Origin of the sequence: Microcoleus sp. Aus8_D2 (genome assembly GCF_036702665.1) — a bacterium.
Classification (GTDB): Bacteria; Cyanobacteriota; Cyanobacteriia; order Cyanobacteriales; family Microcoleaceae; genus Microcoleus.
This window is the reverse complement of sequence record NZ_JAUBUN010000004.1, coordinates 64,490-81,967: the sequence shown is the minus strand read 5'-3', so window position 1 is coordinate 81,967 and position 17,478 is coordinate 64,490. Positions and strand designations below refer to the sequence as shown.

The window sequence follows — 17,478 nt, the reverse complement described above, 5'->3', positions numbered from 1 at the left end:
GGGAACCCATATCTAGAGGCTCTGCCTCGGTTGGAAAAAAAGGAGGCTCTTCCTCCCGATCTGCGTTACCAGGCACAGCCTGGTAACGAGTATAATTTCTAATATTATGTCCAGAAAAAGGACACGGCAGTGCCGTTTCCCTACGGATATCAGGACACGGAAATGCTGCTTTCCTACGGATATCATGTGCTAATCTAACAAGTCTGGTTCCCGGCGCACAATCATGTCATAAAGCGGTTGAAAGCTAAACCATCCCATGCGGTGCGATCCGACTTGCTGCTGTGTCAAACGCGCACATTCTGGCTTGATGAGAATCGGTTTTCCGGCTGCTTGGGCCATTAACTGTGCTTGACAAGAACGTTCCATCGCAATAAACCACCAAGCCGCTTCATCTACGGTTTCACCTACTGTTAACAGTCCGTGATTTTGTAAAATAATCGCTTTTTTGTTACTTAAAGTTTTGGCGATGCGTTTGGCTTCTTCGATTTCTAAAACAACTCCGGTGTAATCGTCAAATAAAGCTTGGTCTTCATAAAAAGAGCAAGCATCTTGCGTTAGCGGGTCGAGGAGGCGCCCCAAACTCGACCAACTTTTGCCGTAGGGTGAATGGGCGTGCGCTGCTGCAATTACGTCGGGGCGGGCATTGTGTACTTGGGAATGAATCGCAAAAGCTGCTTCGTTTACGGGTTTATTTCCTTCAACAACTTCGCCTTTGTGGTTGACTAAAATTAGGTCGCTGACTCGAATTAAACTAAAGTGCATTCCAAAGGAATTGACCCAGAAATGATCGAGGTGTTCGGGGTCGCGGACGGTGATGTGTCCGGCAATTCCTTCGCTGAATCCGAAGCGAGCAAATAACCGAAGTGCAGCGGCTAAACGCTGTTTGCGATGGCGGCGTTCTTCTTCAATTGAGTTGAATGTTGGGGGTTGAAAAGTGACTTTGGGAACTTTTACTGCTATCATAAGCTGTTTGGTAATTAGTCAGTAGTCATTTTAGACGCTCGCGAAGTCGAAGGCTGGTCCTGCCGTCATTTTACCCGCTCGCGAAGTCGAAGGGTGGTCCTGCCGTCATTTTACCCGCTCGCGAAGTCGAAGGGTGGTCATTTTACCCGCTCGCGAAGTCGAAGGGTGGTCATTGGTCCTGCCGTCATTGGTCATTAGACATTTGTCATTGGTCATTAGACAAGATTACAAAAATCGGAAAATACCCTGAAATTATCTGCGTTGCATCGTCGGTTGCATCTGGCTAATATCTGGGGTTGAAGGATCGATCAAAGACTTCTGCAATATTGTCTATTAGTCATTAGTCATTGTTTCATATTCACTCCAGCGCAGACCTGCTATGTTTTTGCAGTCGAAAGTGGCGTTATTGCCGGGGTGGCGTTCGATTAATTCGATGATTTGTCCGGCGGGATTTTGCATAAACCACTGGGTTAATGAGCCGTAATCTAAAGGTTGCTCCGATAGCGGTTGAAAGTTTTTGTTTTGCCATATTCTAGCAGCATTCTGCACGTTTTCGACTCGAATCGCGATGTGGTGAACTGCTGTCAATCCCCTTTCTTGTTGGAAGCGGTTTTTTTGATCTCCTGCGGCGTGGGGCGCATCCAATACTACTAAGCCGCCGGCTGGCATTAATAAGGTCATTAAATGCAGCCACAAATCTGAGGGAATGTTGATGTTTCCGGTACAAAAGTTAATGGGAAATAAGTCTGGGCCTTCAACTGTTTTGGCGCCGAAGGGGCGAAAAGATTCGGCGTAGTTTTCGAGTTGAGTGCGATCGGGAAATGTGATGACAAAGTGGTCTATTGATACCAATTCTCCGTACAGCTTTGTCTCAAACGTCCAGGTTGTCAAAAATTCGGGAGTGATAAATTTGGGGTTGAATTCCAGCAAGCCATTTTTTTCGATGAAAGGTGAGTCAAAATGGCTGTCAAGGTTGTTGTCTAATTTTACGGTTGGTAGATTCAAGTTTTTCATGTCTCTCACCCGATGTGAAGTTTGCAAAACTGCGAATTTTGTCAGCAAACAGAACTTGACGCACATTTAGTGCGCTTTAATTCAAAATTAACACAAATTTTAACGATCGCCCGATCGCAACTCCCAAACCTTTATTGTACGATGGTTCATCAAGAGACCTCAACCATGAGAGCAGTTAGCTGGTGATATCTCCCCCTTTTTGGCGCTTCTACACCTGACACAAGCATAAACGGTATTCAGGAAACTCCTATCAATGACAGCACCCAATCTTGAATGGACTGCGGTTAACTCCGTCCCAGAAATCAGATTCCCGGAATTTCAACCCTGCCCTCCCGGTAGCCAGCCCCCAACGCTACCCTCGTCATGGTCTTGTGTAGCATTGCTGCATCCCTTTAGTCCCCCCTTACCGAACGATCCCAACCCCGACACGCCTTTTTTTGAACTTTGCATAGCCTGGGTAACTTATGTCGCAGGAGAGGGCATGGATGCCCAAATAGTTGGGGAGTCAGGGAAAAACTGGTGGTATAAAATTTTGCCCACCAATGAGACTTACGTTTCAATGGATCGAGGCGAGACCTGGAAACAGGTAGACATGGGATGGGCCTTACCCTCGACAAATTGGCTAAGTGCCGACGCCTCCTGTGCCGGATTGTCTTACTTGAATTGGATGCAAGCCCAAGAACTCGCCTGGTGGCGCCAGCCCGACCCCAGCCCATCCCCCGCAGCCACCTGGTTCTGGTTCAATGCTGACGGGCCTGCCACTAATTTGCCCTTCCGGATGATGTTTGGTGCTCCGCCACCTTCCCCTTACCAAGGGGATACCTCTAAACTGGCGTTTTTCCAGATGTATTCGTTCGTCTACTTTCCGCAGTTTTCCCCCGTCGGTCGCATTCCCCAACGATGGTACGGCGTTCCCCCTATTTTCGGGTTTAGTTGGGGCAATCCCAATGGCTATAAATTATTTGAGTGGAATGCCAACTTCGGCATGACCGTGTTTATGACCCCAGTGGACAAGAACAGTAACCCCTTGCCCACTCGGGTGCTCTATCGATGGGCGTCGGATGGAGAGTATCAATCGTTGACCGATCGCGCCCAAAGTACCTGGATGCTGTACAGTTACCAAAAAATTGGGTTTAAAGCCCCGTCTTTCAAGACGGCTTTTCTTGATTCTGAATATAGCGTTTGAGCACTGCCAGTGGCGCACCTCCCACGGAAGCAGCAAAATAGCTTGGACTCCACAAAGCCTCTTTCCCGTTGGGCTTCGGGAAACCTCCTTGTCCGTATTTCCTACTAGAAACACCTTTGAGCGCATTCACTATGGCAGAAATAGAGAGCTTGGGTGGATATTCAATTAAAACGTGGATGTGGTCAGATTCCCCGTTGAACTCTTGGATCTGAAAATTCATCTTCTGAGCCACATCCTTAAACGAAGCCTCAATCACCGCAAGGCTTTCGGCAGTGAGTACAGACCTACGGTATTTTGTCACACAGACCAAGTGAATCTTCAAGTCGGTAACACTGTGTCTTTCTTTCCGTAAACCACTTGTCATTCTGAGCTAACCAATATATAATCGAGTAACAGACCAATTATAATGCCCAACGTAAAAGCCAGATATCAATACGTGCTTCTACCCCAGTATCCAGCAACGACAGAGCCTAGCTCAGTTGTTTGGATGCTGTCGAGTTGTATGGAATGATGCGCTGGCTTTGTGCAAGGCTTCTTCCAAGTTGCCCAGCAGCGGAGATTTGCAGAAGTTGTTGATCGCTGAGGCGAAGAAAACGTCTGAGCGATGCTGGCTATCCGAGGTTTCAGCAATAGCGTTGCAGCAGTCGATAGCCGACCTAGGAGTTGCCTATAAAAACTTTTTCAACTCCCTCAAAGGGAAGCCCAAAGGCAAAAAACTAGGCAGTCCCCGATTCAAGAAAAAGACTAGCCAACAGTCAGCAAGATTAACTCGTGGTGGTTTTTCGATCAATAAGGAGACAGTTTACTTGGCTCATATTGGGAATATTAACCCAGTCTGGTCAAGAGAACTGCCTTCGGAGCCTAGCTCAGTCACTATAATTAAGGACTGTGCTAACCGTTATTTCCTCAGCTTTGTAGTCGATGTTGAGCCAGTTCAAATTGACGCTAAAAACCCAAGTCTTGGGATTGACTTGGGGATTAATGTCTTCGCCTTTATGAGTGATGGCACAAAAGCCGAAAGCCCAAACTTGCGCGAGCTTGACCGCAAAGTCAGGAAGTTGCAACGGAAACTTGCTCGACAAGAAAAAGACTCTAAGCGTCGGAATAAAATCCGACTTAAAATAGCCAAAACGCACAATAAGATTGCAGATACGCGCCAAGACTTTCTGCACAAGCTATCTACTAAACTGGTGAGAGAAAACCAAGCCATCATCTTAGAAGACTTGAATGTGTCAGGAATGATGAAAAATCGCAAACTTTCTAGGGCGATTAGCCTTCAGGGGTGGCGACAATTCAGGGTATTTTGCTCCGTCAAGTCCGTCAAGTACGGCAGAGAATTCGTCGTAATTAGTCGTTGGGAACCGACTAGCCAAGTTTGCTCCGAATGTGGATACAAGTGGGGCAAGTTGGAGCTGAAAGTGCGGTCGGTGCAGTGCCTAAACTGCGGTACTGAACATGATCGAGACGAGAACGCAGCCAAAATTATCAACAAAGTCGGGATGGGGAATCGCCACGACTCTAAATGCACGTCGAGACGGAAGAAGACTACTTCGGTAGCATCTGTTGATGAAGCGTGAAGAATCCCCGTGCGTTCACGCCGGGGAGTATTTCAACAATCGCTCTCTCTGTTAGCTGTATATCCCAATTTAGACGCAGCCCGACAGGTTGAAGTGTTGCGTCAGGTAGAGGCAAATCAGGCGGTGCTGCAAGAGTGGGCAATCCATGCCCCGATGAATTTTCAGCACAAATACCAGTTGGTAGCAGCGGAAACCGCGCGGATTTTAGACAATCCCTGGCAAGCTACAGAATATTACGAACAAGCCATTCAAGGGGCGATCGCCCACGGCTACCGTCAAGAAGTCGCCCTCGCCCACGAACTGGCTGCTGAGTTTTACCTGTCGCGAGGTCTCAAACGCATGGCTCAAAGCCATTTGCAAGCCGCCTACGAGCGCTATGTGCGCTGGCAAGCCTGGGCAAAAGCAGACGCCCTCTGCCAACAATATTCCGAGACGATCGTCCAATGCCAAGTCCCCAGTTCAGCCCTTTCCTCCGATCCGCGAGTGTCCTCTCCCGCCTCCGGTGCGATATACACAACCAATCGCCCCGGTACATCGCTGGATCTTGCCACCGTTACTAAAGCATCCCAGGCGATTTCTGGGGAAATTGTGCTGGAGAAATTACTGAAAACTTTAATGACCCTTTTGCTTCAGAATACAGGTGCCCAGGTGGGATACTTGATTTTGGCGGATGGGAACCAGTTGCTGATTGAAGCTCAAGGTGCGATCGACTCTGAAGAAGTAACTGTACTCCAATCGATTCCGATTGCAGCAAGTTCCTCTATTCCGCGATCGATTATTCAATACGTGGCGCGGACGAGTGACATTGTGGTTTTAAACAATGCAAGCGTTGTTGGAAACTTTGCTAACGATTCCTATATCCGCCAACACCAAACCAAATCCGTGTTGTGCGTGCCTCTGCTCAACCAAGGAGCGTTAATCAGCATTGTTTACCTCGAAAATAACCTCAGCCCTGGTGTGTTCACGCCCGATCGCATAGAAGCAATTAAAGTGCTGTCAGCGCAGGCCGCGATTTCGATCGAGAATGCACGTCTGTATCAAACCCTAGAAGATAAAGTACAACAACGCACGAATCAATTAGCCCAAGCTAACGAAGAAATTACTCTGTTGAACGATCGGCTCAAAGTCGAGAATGTTCGCATGAGTGCTGAGTTAGAAGTTACCAAACAACTCCAGCAAATGATTTTACCAAAACCCGCAGAACTAGAAGCGATCGCCGGGTTAGATATCGTCGGCTATATGGAACCCGCCGATGAAGTTGGCGGAGATTATTACGACGTGCTCTATGCCGATGGCGTGGTGACATTAGGCATCGGAGATGTGACCGGTCATGGGTTAGAAAGTGGTATCTTGATGGTGATGGCGCAAACCGCCGTGCGGACGCTGCAAGAAATGGGAGATATCGATCCCGTTTGCTTTCTCGATACCCTGAATCGCACCCTTTACAAGAACGTGCAGCGGATGAACGTTGACAAAAATCTGACCTTGGCGATTCTCAACTACGCCAATGGCAAAGTCCGCATCAGCGGACAGCATGAAGAAGTCCTGATCGTCCGCGCCGGAGGGCTAGTGGAACGGATTGACACGATGGATTTAGGAATGCCGATTGCGCTGGATGACGATATCGCGGATTTCATCGATAGCACCTCGATCGATCTGAACCCGGGTGATGGCATTGTTCTCTACACAGATGGCATTACAGAAGCCAAGAATATGCAGCGCGCTCAGTATGGATTGGATCGACTCTGCGCGATCGTGAGTCAAAATTGGCAACAATCCGCAGAAGAAATCAAACAAGCAGCGATCGCAGATGTCCACAAATTTATCGGCGAACAAAAGCAGTTTGATGATATCAGCTTACTCATTCTCAAGCGCCAAATTTAATGCCAACCATTGATATCATGTCCGGTCAATTGACCATGATACATAGGTCGGGGCGGGTTTTTGAGATGGTCGATTTTTAGCCAATATTGTTGGTGAAGGGAGCCCCTACCATATTCAGAGTAATCGACCAGACATGGTATAATATCCTCCCACCGCTAACCTCTGCAAGGTATAGCAGAGAATTCCCAAGAAACCTAAGCCTTTTTCCTTCTTCTTTCTTCTTGATGACTGATGACCAATGACCAATGACCAATGACCAATGACTAATGACTAATGACTAATGACCAATGACCAATGACTTCTTATTTGCCGATCGCGATTCCAGCCAACCACGCCGTAGTCCAAGCACTTTGGAAGTTGAAACCGCCCGTCACGCCGTCGATATCCAAGATTTCCCCAGCAAAGAAAAGTCCGGGACAGCGGCGGCTTTCCATTGTCTTGAAATCGACTTCCTTGAGATTGACACCGCCACAGGTGACGAATTCTTCCTTAAATGCGCCTTTTCCTGCGATTTGATATTCGCCTTGGACGAGTTCTTGTAAAAGGCGATCCAGGGTTTTGTTGGATAAGTCAGCCCAGCGTTTTTGTTCGTCAATGCCGATCGCACTTGTCAAACGTTCCCAGAGGCGGCGCGGCATCGGAAACGGACAGCTAGAGACAATTAAGCGGTGCGACAACTGCGATTTGACCCCTAGGAGTTGCTGGCGCAAAACCTCTGCATTGTACTGGGGAAGCCAATTAATCAGCACAGATGTTCGATAATGGCGATCGTGCAAAAATCTCGCACCCCAAGCCGAAAGTTTGAGTACAGCCGGCCCGCTGACACCCCAGTGAGTAATTAACAAAGGCCCGCTTTGTTCTAATTTTGCTCCCGGCAATTTCACCTTAGCATTCGGAACCGAAACCCCGGCTAAATCTTTGATTCTGCCGTCAGCAATATTAAAAGTAAATAGAGAAGGAACGGGCAATTCTACGGTATTACCTAAATCTTTTGCCCACTTGAAACCCGACGGATTGCTACCTGTAGCGAGAAGGATGCGATCGCACTTCAACTCTTCCCCCGATTTCAACTCAATTATAAACGTAGGGGCGGTGCCCCCGTGCCCGCCCTCGCCCTCTGCGGTATTCCCGGTTAATTTCTTGACTGAAACAACTGCATCGCCCGTGCGAATTTTCACGCCTGCATCCTCAGCGGCGCGGATCAAACAGTTAACAATTGTCTCCGAATCGTCTGTAATTGGAAACATTCGCCCGTCTGCTTCTGTTTTCAACTTCACGCCGTGAGTGGCGAACCAATCAACCGTATCGCGGGGTTGAAATCGAGTAAAAGCACCGCGCAGAGCTTTTCCACCTCTGGGGTAATTCTGCACTAAAACACCAGGGTCAAAACAAGCATGAGTGACGTTGCAGCGTCCGCCGCCAGAGATGCGAACTTTTGCTAGGAGTTGGCGGCCTGCTTCTAGTAAAGTGACGCGGGCTTGGGGGTATGTTTTAGCACAAGTAATTGCACTAAAAAAACCTGCTGCACCGCCACCTATGACTGTAATTTTGAGGGTTCGATCGGACAAATTTATTCTCGCTTATTCTTCTTCTGGTTCAAAATCGGATTTTGTCACCCCACAAGTGGGACAAGACCAATCGTCAGGGATATCTTCAAAGGCAGTACCGGGCGGTATGTCTCCGTCGGGGTCGCCTACTTCTGGATCGTAGACGTAATTGCAAGTTGTACAAACGTATTTTTTCATTTGGTTCGCTCAAATTTATATTGTCAGCCTGTAGATTGTACTTGATAACGCAACTTTGTGCAATACCAGAGGAATTAAATTTTTCACAATTCACAATTATAAAATAGACCTCTTGCAAAAATAAATAGGACGCTGCTTAGAGCAACGTCCCACAATTTTTTTTATTGTGGGATGGGTTTTGAGCATCGTGCCCAAATTTGATTAATATCGTTTCCGGTTGTATCGTCAGGTGATTTAACCGCAGAGAGCGCAGAGAACACAGAGAGAGCATAGAGAGATGAATACAGGACGATGCTACCGGATTTGATATAAAAGGACTGAGACAATATTGTCTATCTAATGTAAACTTTCAAATATTACAATCCTCTAAAACCGAAGTTTTAGAGGCTGCATTCTATCTTTTATTAGTTAACCACAATCGGGGTACTAGACTTTTGCTAAAGGCTTAGTCCAAACGCCGCTTTCATCTTCTTCGTACTCCTTGTGAATGGCTTCCCAAGCGGCGTGTTCGGCTTGGATCGAGTCATTGCTTTCATCAAATGCGGCGTTGTAGGATTCCATAAAGGTTTTTTGTGCTGGTTCCGACAGGTGCGATCGCACTTCGGGAGACAAGTCAGCCGGACTGTTGCAGCGACCTTTGACGGCGCGCGGTAGTGTCATTTCGCTAGTAGTTATCTCTTCGCCGCCTGCACTTTCTAGCAATAGTTGAAATTCGCCCGATTTGTCGGCGGGAACTTCCGCCATCACGAGAAATTCGCCTGCTTCAACGCGGGTTTGATAGATAGTTGCTTTGTCTTCGGGCATTCCCAAAGCGACTAATGCCGAAACTAAGCCCGCACCGGCCGAACCTGCGATCGCGCCGCTAGCTGCACCCAACAATACAGCACCCAGCGGGCCTGCGGATACTACTGCACCGACAAAGGGAATAAACAGCACGCCGACGCCGGTTAGCAAACCCAAAAAAGAACCGAATAAGGAACCAAAAATCGCGCCGCTTCTCAGGCCTCCTAAAATCACATCTTTTTTAGTCAGAAAGCCGGCAATTTTAGTTTTGGACTGAAAGTTTTTGCCCATGACTGAGATGTGGTCGCGGGAGACTCCGCGATCGAGCAAGCGCCGAATTACGCCGTCTAATTGTTCTTCTTCCTTAAATACGGCTGAAACTGTGCGTTCTGCTAGATATTCCTCTGACATTGTTCCTCCTTAATGGTTTATCGATTATTTATGCTTGTTTTCAGTATAGGAGGACACTGTAGGGCGATCGCATCGATCTTGAGATAGAGGTAAGTGCGATCGGAGATAGTTTGAGGCTCTATCAAAAGAGTTAAAGCTTTTTATGCTGGTGCGAGATTTCCTTTTTTATGAACAGTTATTTAACTCTCATATAAGCTTTCAACTAGCCCCAAATAGGATTTTATGGTAACGGTTTAATCTTTGTGGTATATTCTGCTTCCAAACGCTCCCACTCAGAATTTTCTACTGCTATATCCGCGTCAATCTGGTCTTGATTAGCATAATAGTAAGCCAAAGCCGCATAAATTTGTGCTAAGGTCAGGTGCGGAAATTCTTCAGCGATTTTTTCAGGAGTCATTCCCGCTTTGTAGTCAATGGCTATGCTTTGCACTGACATTCTTGTACCTGCGATGCGGGGGCGGCCGCCGCAAGTTCCCGGCGTGCTGACAATTAGGGTTCCAATATCAACAGCAGTTGTCATATTTGCCTCGATTGAGTTAACTTTATTCTATTGTAACGCAGCTTCATTTCTACCCGATCGCACTTTTGCAACATTAACCAATGCCCTTAGCACCTTTGTTTCCTGTCGTTCATCCCATTCTCAAAACAGCTTTTCCCAGATGCCTGTGGACGGGAGATATCAACAGCCGAGAAATTGCCCTCACATTTGACGACGGGCCGCACCGACTGCACACACCTCAACTGCTAAAAGTTTTAGATAAATACGACATCAAAGCGAGTTTTTTCTGGCTGGGATTTTGCGTGGACAGGCATCCAGAAACGGCTAAAGAAGTATACGATCGCGGACACTGGATCGGCCTCCACGGCTACCAGCACGTATCCTTTGCAAAACTCAAAACTCACGAACTCAAACTAAGTTTAGCAGACACGCAAAAAGCAATTAGCAAAGCTTGCGATTTAGACCCAGAATTAATCCGCGACGTGCGGCCGCCAAACGGCATTTTTACGCCACGAACATTAGAGTTATTGCAACAGTGGGAATATCGCCCGGTAATGTGGAGTGTTGTCCCGGAAGATTGGGTGCGGCCGGGGGTGAAAAAAGTGATGAGTCGCGTCGTGCAGCAAACAGAAAATGGTTCAATAATTGTACTGCACGACGGCTATTGCGGCGGCGAAGATGTGGCGACTTCTGCTGATAAAATAATTCCATTGCTTTTGTATAAAGGTTACAAGTTTGTAACAATCGATCGCCTTTGGCAACAAATTTCTGTCTGATTGCGTCAGTGCGATCGCTCTTGGGAACCAAAAATCTGGTTTTTAACGGATATTAAGGGGTTTCAGCAAGTATTGCGCTCGAAAAACCCGGTTTCTGTCCAAAAGTTCAATTTAGGAAAGAGGAGGCGAAGATGGCACTAAAAGCAGACACTTTTTATAACCTGCCGCGGTTGGTAGGAGACAACACATCGGAAAATGTTACGCTTTCCCCCGGACAGCTTGCTAATTTTTCTGAGGGAGCGTGGTTGTTGGGCGGAGAGGATACTGTAACGGGTTCCTCAAGTGTAGAATTGATTCTGGGGAATGCTGGTGACGATCGCATTTTTGGCAATGATGGCAACGATTCACTTTACGGTGGCAAAGGCGACGATTTGCTGGTAGGAGAAAATGGCAACGACTTACTCAAAGGCGAAGTAGGCAATGATACTCTGATCGGTTTGACCGGCGACGACATTTTGCGGGGCGGCAAAGGTAACGATGCACTATTTGGCGGCTTCGGTAACGATACTCTCTACGGCGATATTGGTGTAGATACTCTCACCGGAGACGAAGGCAATGACGTATTTGTACTCACAAATAAACTTGGCGGTTCTACTGTTGCTCTAGCAGATACTATTACTGATTTTGACAAGGGTAAGGATAAAATTGCCTTAGCAGACGGGCTTAAATTTGAAAATCTCATAATTTTGCCGGACTCTCAAAATCAAAATAACACTGTAATTCAGCAAAATACAGGGGAGTTTTTGGCAGTTTTAAAAGATGTTAGCAGCAGCACTTTAGCTCGATCGGACTTTATTGTTCCCGGCACGTTAGCCTTTAGCACCAATGATTTCATAACCAATGAAAGCAGTGTTTCCCAAACTGTCACCGTGACTCGCACGGACGGCAGTGACGCTGCTGTCAGCGCCACAGTAACGCTGGATTATCCCAATCCATTTGTGGAGGCCAGCTTGCGGCCATCAAACTTAAATGCTGCCTTTTTTCCAGTCAAGTTAGGTACGGTCAATTTTGCCGCTGGAGACACTACACCTAAAACTATTAATATTCCTTTAGTCGATGATGCAATTCGTCATTATCCTCGCTCGGCTTTGCTAACATTGACCGAACCTACGGGCCTCACTAATATTAGCACGCAGAATACAGCTACATTAAAAGTTCTAGACGATAGCAACCCACCCTCTCCGATTCAAACCTTCGAGTTCGTCAATGCGATCGCAGCCGACGGCAATCGACTGCTCCTTGGCAGCCCAAGCCGTGATAACAAACAACCAGGATCTGCTGACTTGTTTGACAGCAATACGGGGAAGTACCTCCAGACTTTTGGGCCACCTACACAATCTGTTTTCTTTGGTAACAACGTCGCTATAGCTGATAACAAAGCCCTGATTTCATCAGGTAACAACAAATCATACTTATTTGATACGAATACAGGTGTACTGCGGCAAAGCTTCAGCACTGGGGATACCAAACCTTTTAGTTCCGGCACTCCTATAAAAGTCGCCTTTGTTGGTAACAACGTCCTGATTTCTCCCACTCCAGACTTACCTTTCAGTTATCAAACAGTGGCTCCTGCATACGTGTTCGACTCCAATACAGGCGTGCAACTGCAAAGCTTTTTCAGTCCCATCCCGAGAAATCTTTTTCCGGTTGAATATGCAAGTGCTGTAGGAAACAAAGTTGCGATCGCAGGCTTAACAGACAAACCCTCCATTAATGCAGCAGTTTATCTGTTCGATAGCATCACCGGTCAACTTATCCAGACTTTACCAAGCCCAGATCCTAGAGACGGTAGCTTTACTTTCGGTAAAGCGATCGCAGCAGTTGGTAATGATGTTCTCATCGGAGCGCCATTTGCCGATAGCGGTAGGGGTGCAGCGTACCTGTTTGACGGCAATACAGGCTCATTGATCCGAAAATTTTCCAACCCAAACCAACCCGATTTCGACTTATACACAAACGATGGTTTCGGAGGTAGTTTGGCAGTTACAGACAGTGAGATTCTGATTGGAGCCAGCTCTTATGAGTCTCAAGGCGCTGTATATCGCTTTAACAGTACCACAGGGAACTTGATAGAGACTTATTTGGGTACAGACTTTGGTTACGTTTTGGGTAAAGTTCAGCCAGCTAGTTCCTTTGGGGATAACATCGCGATCGCAGGTGACAAAGTTGCTATCAGCTATATTATTCCACGTTTCCGTGTATCAGGCGCTACTGCTGCTTTGTTTTAGCAGAGATAGTCAGAAACGAGGGTTTTTTACCATAGGACTTACGCATTCCCACCAAAGAAACCGGGTTTTTCACCTAATTTGAGGGCTACAGCCAAAGATTTTCGTCCATCAAAGCCGGTTTCTTTAATATGAGTGCATAAGTGCTGTAGGTTTTGGTATATTTGCGAATTATGAGGAGGCTGTTATATGGTTCGATCGCACAAACGTCAAGCTGTCATTGCTTTAGTGGTAGCCCTGGGTACAATCATCGGGAATTTAGTGTTTCCAGGCCTGAATGTAGCGCCGGCCTTGGCAGAAGCCAAATTTAAAGATGTCAAAGACCATTGGGCTCAAGCCTGCATAGAAGAATTAGCCGAGAAAAAAATCATCAGCGGCTACTACGAAGACGGCACTTTTCGCCCGAACCGCCCAGTCAGCCGCGCTGAATTTGCGGCGATGCTGCGCAGAGCTTTTCCTGATGCGAAAACCGTCCGCAATCCGATCGACTTTGCGGATATCCCCACGAACTACTGGGGTTATAAAGCAATTCGAGAAGCTTATCAAACGGGTTTTATGTCCGGTTCCAGTGGCAGTATTTTTAACGCGACTTTGAACATTCCCCGCTGGCAGGTTTTGGTAGCCTTAAGCAGCGGCTTGAAATATACGCCGGCGGGTTCAGCACCTGAGATTTTAGATGCGACTTTTGAAGATGCGCGAGATATTCCCGAATTGGCGAGAAATGCGATCGCCGCCGCCGCAGAAAAACGGCTTGTTGTCAATTATCCCGCCGTCAAACAGCTAGAACCTACTCGGAATGCCAGCCGCGCCGAAGTAGCAACTTTCTTGTGTCAGGCGATCGCCAAACCCGGCCAAACTGCCCTAGTTCCTTCCGAATACATCGCGCAAGTTCCGCCGGATATCGGCCCGCCGAGAACCACAGAAACCTCGGATTCGGGGAAAGTTAGGGTAGAAGTTTCTTTCGCGAAGGAAGCAGAAAATGCTAAAAATATCCGCATCAAAATCATCCGCGACGGTCAAAGTTTATTAGAAGAACCAGTGCTAATTCCGACTCGTTCTCTAGCAGACAATCCCGATATAAAAGCCAGCGATGAAGTATCCGAAGGGCGTTTGTTATCGGTGCGAATCCGCGATGTAGACGGGGACAAGGAACCGGAAGTGCTGGCAGATTTAGTCTCAATCAAAAGCGGCGTCCGCTGCTGCAATTATTCGTTTATTTACCGCTACGACTCGGCGACAAAGAAATACACTCACATCAAGCATTTCTGGGGCAATGTGAGCTACGAAATTGTCGATTTTGGCAAAAATGATATCCCGGAGTTCAAGAGTCAGGACGGGCGATTTGCCGAGGCTTTTACAAATTATGCGGATTCTCGCTTACCGCTGCAAATTTGGCAGTACCGCCAAGGTAAAATGGAAGATGTTACCAAGCAGTATCCGGTGGAAGTGTACACGAGTTCTGCTGAGCTGTGGCTGGAGTCTCGGAAGCGCTTAAGCGAAGATGGAGAGGTGAAAGGGGTGTTGGCGGCCTTCATGGCGAGCAAATATGTCACGGGCCAGGAGGCGGAAGGCTGGCGGTTATTGGAGGGGGGTTATCAAGGGCGCGATCGCACTCAATTCTTTGGGAAGTTGCGCGAGTTTTTGGTGAACACTGGTTATGCGAGTAAGTAGATAAAGAGCCCCCTCGCATCCCCCTTAAAAAGGGGAGTAGGGGTTGACTGTGAAGACTCTTGTTTTCGCCTCAATAAAGGGGACGTTGAAGACTCTTGTCCCCCCCTTTTTAAGGGGGGTTAGGGGGGATCGATCCTAGTTAATGATTGAACATCATTATATGACAATACCGTTGGGTTAAGATCGTCTGGGAGCCAAAACGAACGGAAAAATAGACACTGCGATTGCTTCGTTCCTCGCAATGACGAACCTAACTGAAATTTATTGAATTATATAAGGTGCGTCAGAAGCTGACACACCCTACAGTATACGATACTTACCATGCAAATTCTCTCTCCACATATTCCCCTAATTCTCGATTGTGCTGCTGAAAATACTCGCGCAATCGCTGGCTGACAACATCATCCGCAGGCTGATAATTACCCCCGTTATATTGTTTGTAATCGCTGAGTTGATAATCTGGCAAACCTAAAAAATTAAAGACTTGGCTGAGTGTCGCAGCCGGATTTGCATAAAATTCTTCACTCGGCAAAATCAAAAACTGTTCCCTGGGAAAAAGATTCATCCACTGTTTGAGGCTGCAAGCATAAAGACTCTTATAAATGTAGTGACAATCTTTCCAATAACTTTGATCTGCTAAACTTGTTTCGGTAGTGCCAGCAAGTAATTGCAACTCGGCATCGATCGCCACCTCAAACGTCCTGCATTCCGTGCCGCGCCTCACCAGCATTTGATAGTGCGAAAAAGCGCGATCGACTGGATTTCGCAAAATCACAATCAGCTTAACTTTTGGCAAACATCCGTGCAATCTTGACGCAGCTAGCGGGTGAGTTAGATAAGTCGGAGTTGCTTCTCCCGTCAAAAAATGATGCGTTTCTATGTGCGGCGGAAAGTGCGCTTGATACCAAGCTAATCCTTTGTTGAAATGTTCTGAGAAGAAACAGATTTCTTTATTTGCCGCGGGTAAAATCTGAGGGTGTGCAGTGATATATTTGTAGAGAGATGTTGTGCCGCACCTCGGAGAACCGATGATGATGAAATCGGGTTCGCGCAATGCCTTTGCATTCCATTCAACTTGGGAGAGTTCCGGGCGAGATGCTACAGTTTGCAAGCGGACTGCGGTTTGAAAAAGCGATCTCGACTCCTGGATTTTTCCCTGCTTGCTGAGCGTCACTGCCAAGTTAATATAGGCTAAGGGAAAATTTGGCAAAATCTCGATAACTTCGCGGTAAAGAGCCACCAAACCGTCAATCAGAGGAGAATCTTTGGGGAGGGGCGCGTACATTAACGGGAAGTAAGCGGCGGTAAAGTTTGGTTGCAGGAGAATGGCTTTTTGGTGACAGGCGACGGCTGCGGCAATTTGGCCGTTTTGTTGCAAGGCTTTTCCTAAATCGTGGTAAGCTGAGGGCGAATGGGGATTTTGGACGATCGCTCTTTCGTAAAGCGCGATCGACTGTTGCAATTTTTCGCGATCGTTTAAGCTGTTCTGCATTTAAATTGTATTTTAAGAAACAATCAAATTATTGTGGGGTGGACTTCGACGCTGCCCAAAATATGCAATTTATCCCCATTGTTTTGGGTCTCTTTAGAAAAGATATTTGAAAGTGCCATCCTCTCGCCCAAGCTTCGCTAATATCAAATCGGGTAGCATCTGAATTATTCATCTTTCTCTCTTCTCTCTCTGCGCCCTCTGCGTTCTCTGCGGTTAAATCACCTGACGATACAATCGGAAACGATATAACCGCAAAACTCATACCGGAATCCTGTAATAACCGCGCATCATCACCTTAACATCCAAATGCTTCATATCTGCCGTAGAAGCATCGTGAATCATATTTTCAGTCGGTGCAATATAAGCCTCACCCGGTGCAATTCTCAGCTTCACCACCGGATATTCTGGATAGCGCTGCATAAACTCATAAGTTAACTGTCGCGTCCAAAGTTTCCCAATAAGGGAATCAGAATATCCCAGCATTTCAAAAAGATCCATCTCAGTTAAATTCACAAACAAAAAATAACGGCTATCCCGCCCTAAATTTACACAAATCCGATTAGTCGCCTCCTGCTTTTTATCCAGGGACAGATTGTCCCAACTATCAGTATGCAAACCGTTGCGACAACCGCGTTTGTTATCAATTGTCGCCGTACTCAATCCGGGCTGTCGGCCGCCCATACCGCTAATAACTGGCGGCGCATCCGACAGACAAAAAGGCTGAAAATAGTCAATTAGTCGATCGAGTATTTGCGCGCATTTTTCCTGAGATTTAAACTCAGCCACCTGTAGCGGAGTGGTTAGCGAAGCGATAGCAGGATCGGCTAACAAAGCCAAAACATCCGCAGGTAAACGCACAATTCCAACACCTGCATAGTGGGGTGGCGGTTCGTCTGTCCAAAGCAGTGCGGACTCTGCGGGCGTCGGTTTTCTCCAGGGTGCTTTCGGCATAAAAGCCCCTTCACAATACTGAAGGCGATCGGACACATTGTCAACAGCTAACTGCGTGCCCGAACTCAGCCACAATCGCGGAATTTCGGACTCTTCTTTAGCTGGAAACTCGCAATTTTGACAGCGATAAATTACTATACTTTGACGGAGACTGTACATTATTAAATATGTATAAATCGCAATTCTTAAACTCCAGGTTCGTAGTAAGGACTTTAGTCCGTTCCTCAAAACTCCAGGTTCGTAGTAAGGACTTTAGTCCGTTCCTCAAAACTCCAGGTTCGTAGTAAGGACTTTAGTCCGT

General features: G+C 47.1%; 15 protein-coding genes. 6 read left to right on the top strand and 9 right to left on the bottom strand.

Annotated features, from left to right (window positions below):
* Positions 1 to 189: 189 nt before the first annotated feature.
* The gene (locus QUB64_RS04490) at positions 190 to 963 is read right to left on the bottom strand and encodes a class II aldolase/adducin family protein (protein WP_333269543.1); all 774 of its coding nucleotides are present in this window, start codon (positions 961 to 963) and stop codon (positions 190 to 192) included.
* Between the two features lie 333 nt (positions 964 to 1,296).
* The gene (locus QUB64_RS04485) at positions 1,297 to 1,977 is read right to left on the bottom strand and encodes a hypothetical protein (protein WP_333269544.1); all 681 of its coding nucleotides are present in this window, start codon (positions 1,975 to 1,977) and stop codon (positions 1,297 to 1,299) included.
* Positions 1,978 to 2,230: 253 nt separating this feature from the next.
* Between QUB64_RS04485 and QUB64_RS04480 the strand changes: the two genes are divergently transcribed.
* Positions 2,231 to 3,163 carry a hypothetical protein gene (locus QUB64_RS04480; RefSeq protein ID WP_333269545.1) on the top strand — a complete coding sequence of 311 codons (933 nt, stop codon included), beginning with the start codon at positions 2,231 to 2,233 and terminating at the stop codon, positions 3,161 to 3,163.
* Here the strand turns inward: QUB64_RS04480 and tnpA are convergent.
* Positions 3,126 to 3,527, bottom strand: coding sequence for an IS200/IS605 family transposase (gene tnpA / locus QUB64_RS04475; RefSeq protein ID WP_333269546.1), 402 nt, complete (start codon positions 3,525 to 3,527; stop codon positions 3,126 to 3,128). The genes QUB64_RS04480 and tnpA overlap by 38 nt on opposite strands.
* Positions 3,528 to 3,642: 115 nt before the next feature.
* Here tnpA and QUB64_RS04470 point away from each other — a divergent pair, with 115 nt between their 5' ends.
* Both QUB64_RS04470 and QUB64_RS04465 read left to right on the top strand, forming a co-directional pair.
* Positions 3,643 to 4,740 carry an RNA-guided endonuclease InsQ/TnpB family protein gene (locus tag QUB64_RS04470; RefSeq protein WP_333269547.1) on the top strand — a complete coding sequence of 366 codons (1,098 nt, stop codon included), beginning with the start codon at positions 3,643 to 3,645 and terminating at the stop codon, positions 4,738 to 4,740.
* 9 nt (positions 4,741 to 4,749) lie between these two features.
* Positions 4,750 to 6,624 carry a GAF domain-containing SpoIIE family protein phosphatase gene (locus tag QUB64_RS04465; RefSeq protein ID WP_333269548.1) on the top strand — a complete coding sequence of 625 codons (1,875 nt, stop codon included), beginning with the start codon at positions 4,750 to 4,752 and terminating at the stop codon, positions 6,622 to 6,624.
* Positions 6,625 to 6,926: 302 nt separating this feature from the next.
* Here the strand turns inward: QUB64_RS04465 and QUB64_RS04460 are convergent, their stop codons facing one another.
* From QUB64_RS04460 to QUB64_RS04445, 4 genes are all read right to left on the bottom strand, one after another.
* The gene (locus tag QUB64_RS04460; RefSeq protein ID WP_333269549.1) at positions 6,927 to 8,192 is read right to left on the bottom strand and encodes an NAD(P)/FAD-dependent oxidoreductase; all 1,266 of its coding nucleotides are present in this window, start codon (positions 8,190 to 8,192) and stop codon (positions 6,927 to 6,929) included.
* 12 nt (positions 8,193 to 8,204) lie between these two features.
* Entirely contained in the window at positions 8,205 to 8,369 is a 165-nt protein-coding gene (rd, locus tag QUB64_RS04455) for a rubredoxin (RefSeq protein ID WP_333269550.1), read from the bottom strand.
* Between the two features lie 426 nt (positions 8,370 to 8,795).
* The gene (locus tag QUB64_RS04450; protein WP_333269551.1) at positions 8,796 to 9,563 is read right to left on the bottom strand and encodes a ChaB family protein; all 768 of its coding nucleotides are present in this window, start codon (positions 9,561 to 9,563) and stop codon (positions 8,796 to 8,798) included.
* Between the two features lie 220 nt (positions 9,564 to 9,783).
* Complete coding sequence (locus tag QUB64_RS04445; protein WP_333269552.1) at positions 9,784 to 10,083, bottom strand: DUF433 domain-containing protein; 300 nt, start codon at positions 10,081 to 10,083, stop codon at positions 9,784 to 9,786.
* Positions 10,084 to 10,163: 80 nt separating this feature from the next.
* On the opposite strand from QUB64_RS04445, the gene QUB64_RS04440 reads away from it, so the two are divergent.
* From QUB64_RS04440 to QUB64_RS04430, 3 genes are all read left to right on the top strand, one after another.
* Positions 10,164 to 10,838, top strand: coding sequence for a polysaccharide deacetylase family protein (locus QUB64_RS04440; protein ID WP_333269553.1), 675 nt, complete (start codon positions 10,164 to 10,166; stop codon positions 10,836 to 10,838).
* A gap of 131 nt (positions 10,839 to 10,969) precedes the next feature.
* Positions 10,970 to 13,066 (top strand): M10 family metallopeptidase C-terminal domain-containing protein, encoded by a 2,097-nt coding sequence (locus tag QUB64_RS04435; protein WP_333269554.1) that lies wholly within the window; start codon positions 10,970 to 10,972, stop codon positions 13,064 to 13,066.
* A 186-nt stretch (positions 13,067 to 13,252) separates the two neighbouring features.
* Positions 13,253 to 14,734, top strand: a complete 1,482-nt coding sequence (locus QUB64_RS04430) for an S-layer homology domain-containing protein (protein WP_333269555.1) — start codon at positions 13,253 to 13,255, stop codon at positions 14,732 to 14,734.
* 316 nt (positions 14,735 to 15,050) lie between these two features.
* On the opposite strand, the gene QUB64_RS04425 is transcribed toward QUB64_RS04430, so the two are convergent.
* Entirely contained in the window at positions 15,051 to 16,226 is a 1,176-nt protein-coding gene (locus tag QUB64_RS04425; protein ID WP_333269556.1) for a sulfotransferase family protein, read from the bottom strand.
* A 258-nt stretch (positions 16,227 to 16,484) separates the two neighbouring features.
* Positions 16,485 to 17,336 (bottom strand): hypothetical protein, encoded by an 852-nt coding sequence (locus tag QUB64_RS04420; protein WP_333269557.1) that lies wholly within the window; start codon positions 17,334 to 17,336, stop codon positions 16,485 to 16,487.
* Positions 17,337 to 17,478: the final 142 nt, after the last annotated feature.

Bases quoted from the DNA above. Each gene is read 5' to 3' on its own strand.
- QUB64_RS04490 (WP_333269543.1), bottom strand. From the start codon at position 963: ATGATAGCAGTAAAAGTTCCCAAAGTCACTTTTCAACCCCCAACATTC.
- QUB64_RS04485 (WP_333269544.1), bottom strand. From the start codon at position 1,977: ATGAAAAACTTGAATCTACCAACCGTAAAATTAGACAACAACCTTGAC.
- QUB64_RS04480 (WP_333269545.1), top strand. From the start codon at position 2,231: ATGACAGCACCCAATCTTGAATGGACTGCGGTTAACTCCGTCCCAGAA.
- tnpA (WP_333269546.1), bottom strand. From the start codon at position 3,527: ATGACAAGTGGTTTACGGAAAGAAAGACACAGTGTTACCGACTTGAAG.
- rd (WP_333269550.1), bottom strand. From the start codon at position 8,369: ATGAAAAAATACGTTTGTACAACTTGCAATTACGTCTACGATCCAGAA.
- QUB64_RS04450 (WP_333269551.1), bottom strand. From the start codon at position 9,563: ATGTCAGAGGAATATCTAGCAGAACGCACAGTTTCAGCCGTATTTAAG.
- QUB64_RS04445 (WP_333269552.1), bottom strand. From the start codon at position 10,083: ATGACAACTGCTGTTGATATTGGAACCCTAATTGTCAGCACGCCGGGA.
- QUB64_RS04440 (WP_333269553.1), top strand. From the start codon at position 10,164: ATGCCCTTAGCACCTTTGTTTCCTGTCGTTCATCCCATTCTCAAAACA.
- QUB64_RS04435 (WP_333269554.1), top strand. From the start codon at position 10,970: ATGGCACTAAAAGCAGACACTTTTTATAACCTGCCGCGGTTGGTAGGA.
- QUB64_RS04430 (WP_333269555.1), top strand. From the start codon at position 13,253: ATGGTTCGATCGCACAAACGTCAAGCTGTCATTGCTTTAGTGGTAGCC.
- QUB64_RS04425 (WP_333269556.1), bottom strand. From the start codon at position 16,226: ATGCAGAACAGCTTAAACGATCGCGAAAAATTGCAACAGTCGATCGCG.
- QUB64_RS04420 (WP_333269557.1), bottom strand. From the start codon at position 17,336: ATGTACAGTCTCCGTCAAAGTATAGTAATTTATCGCTGTCAAAATTGC.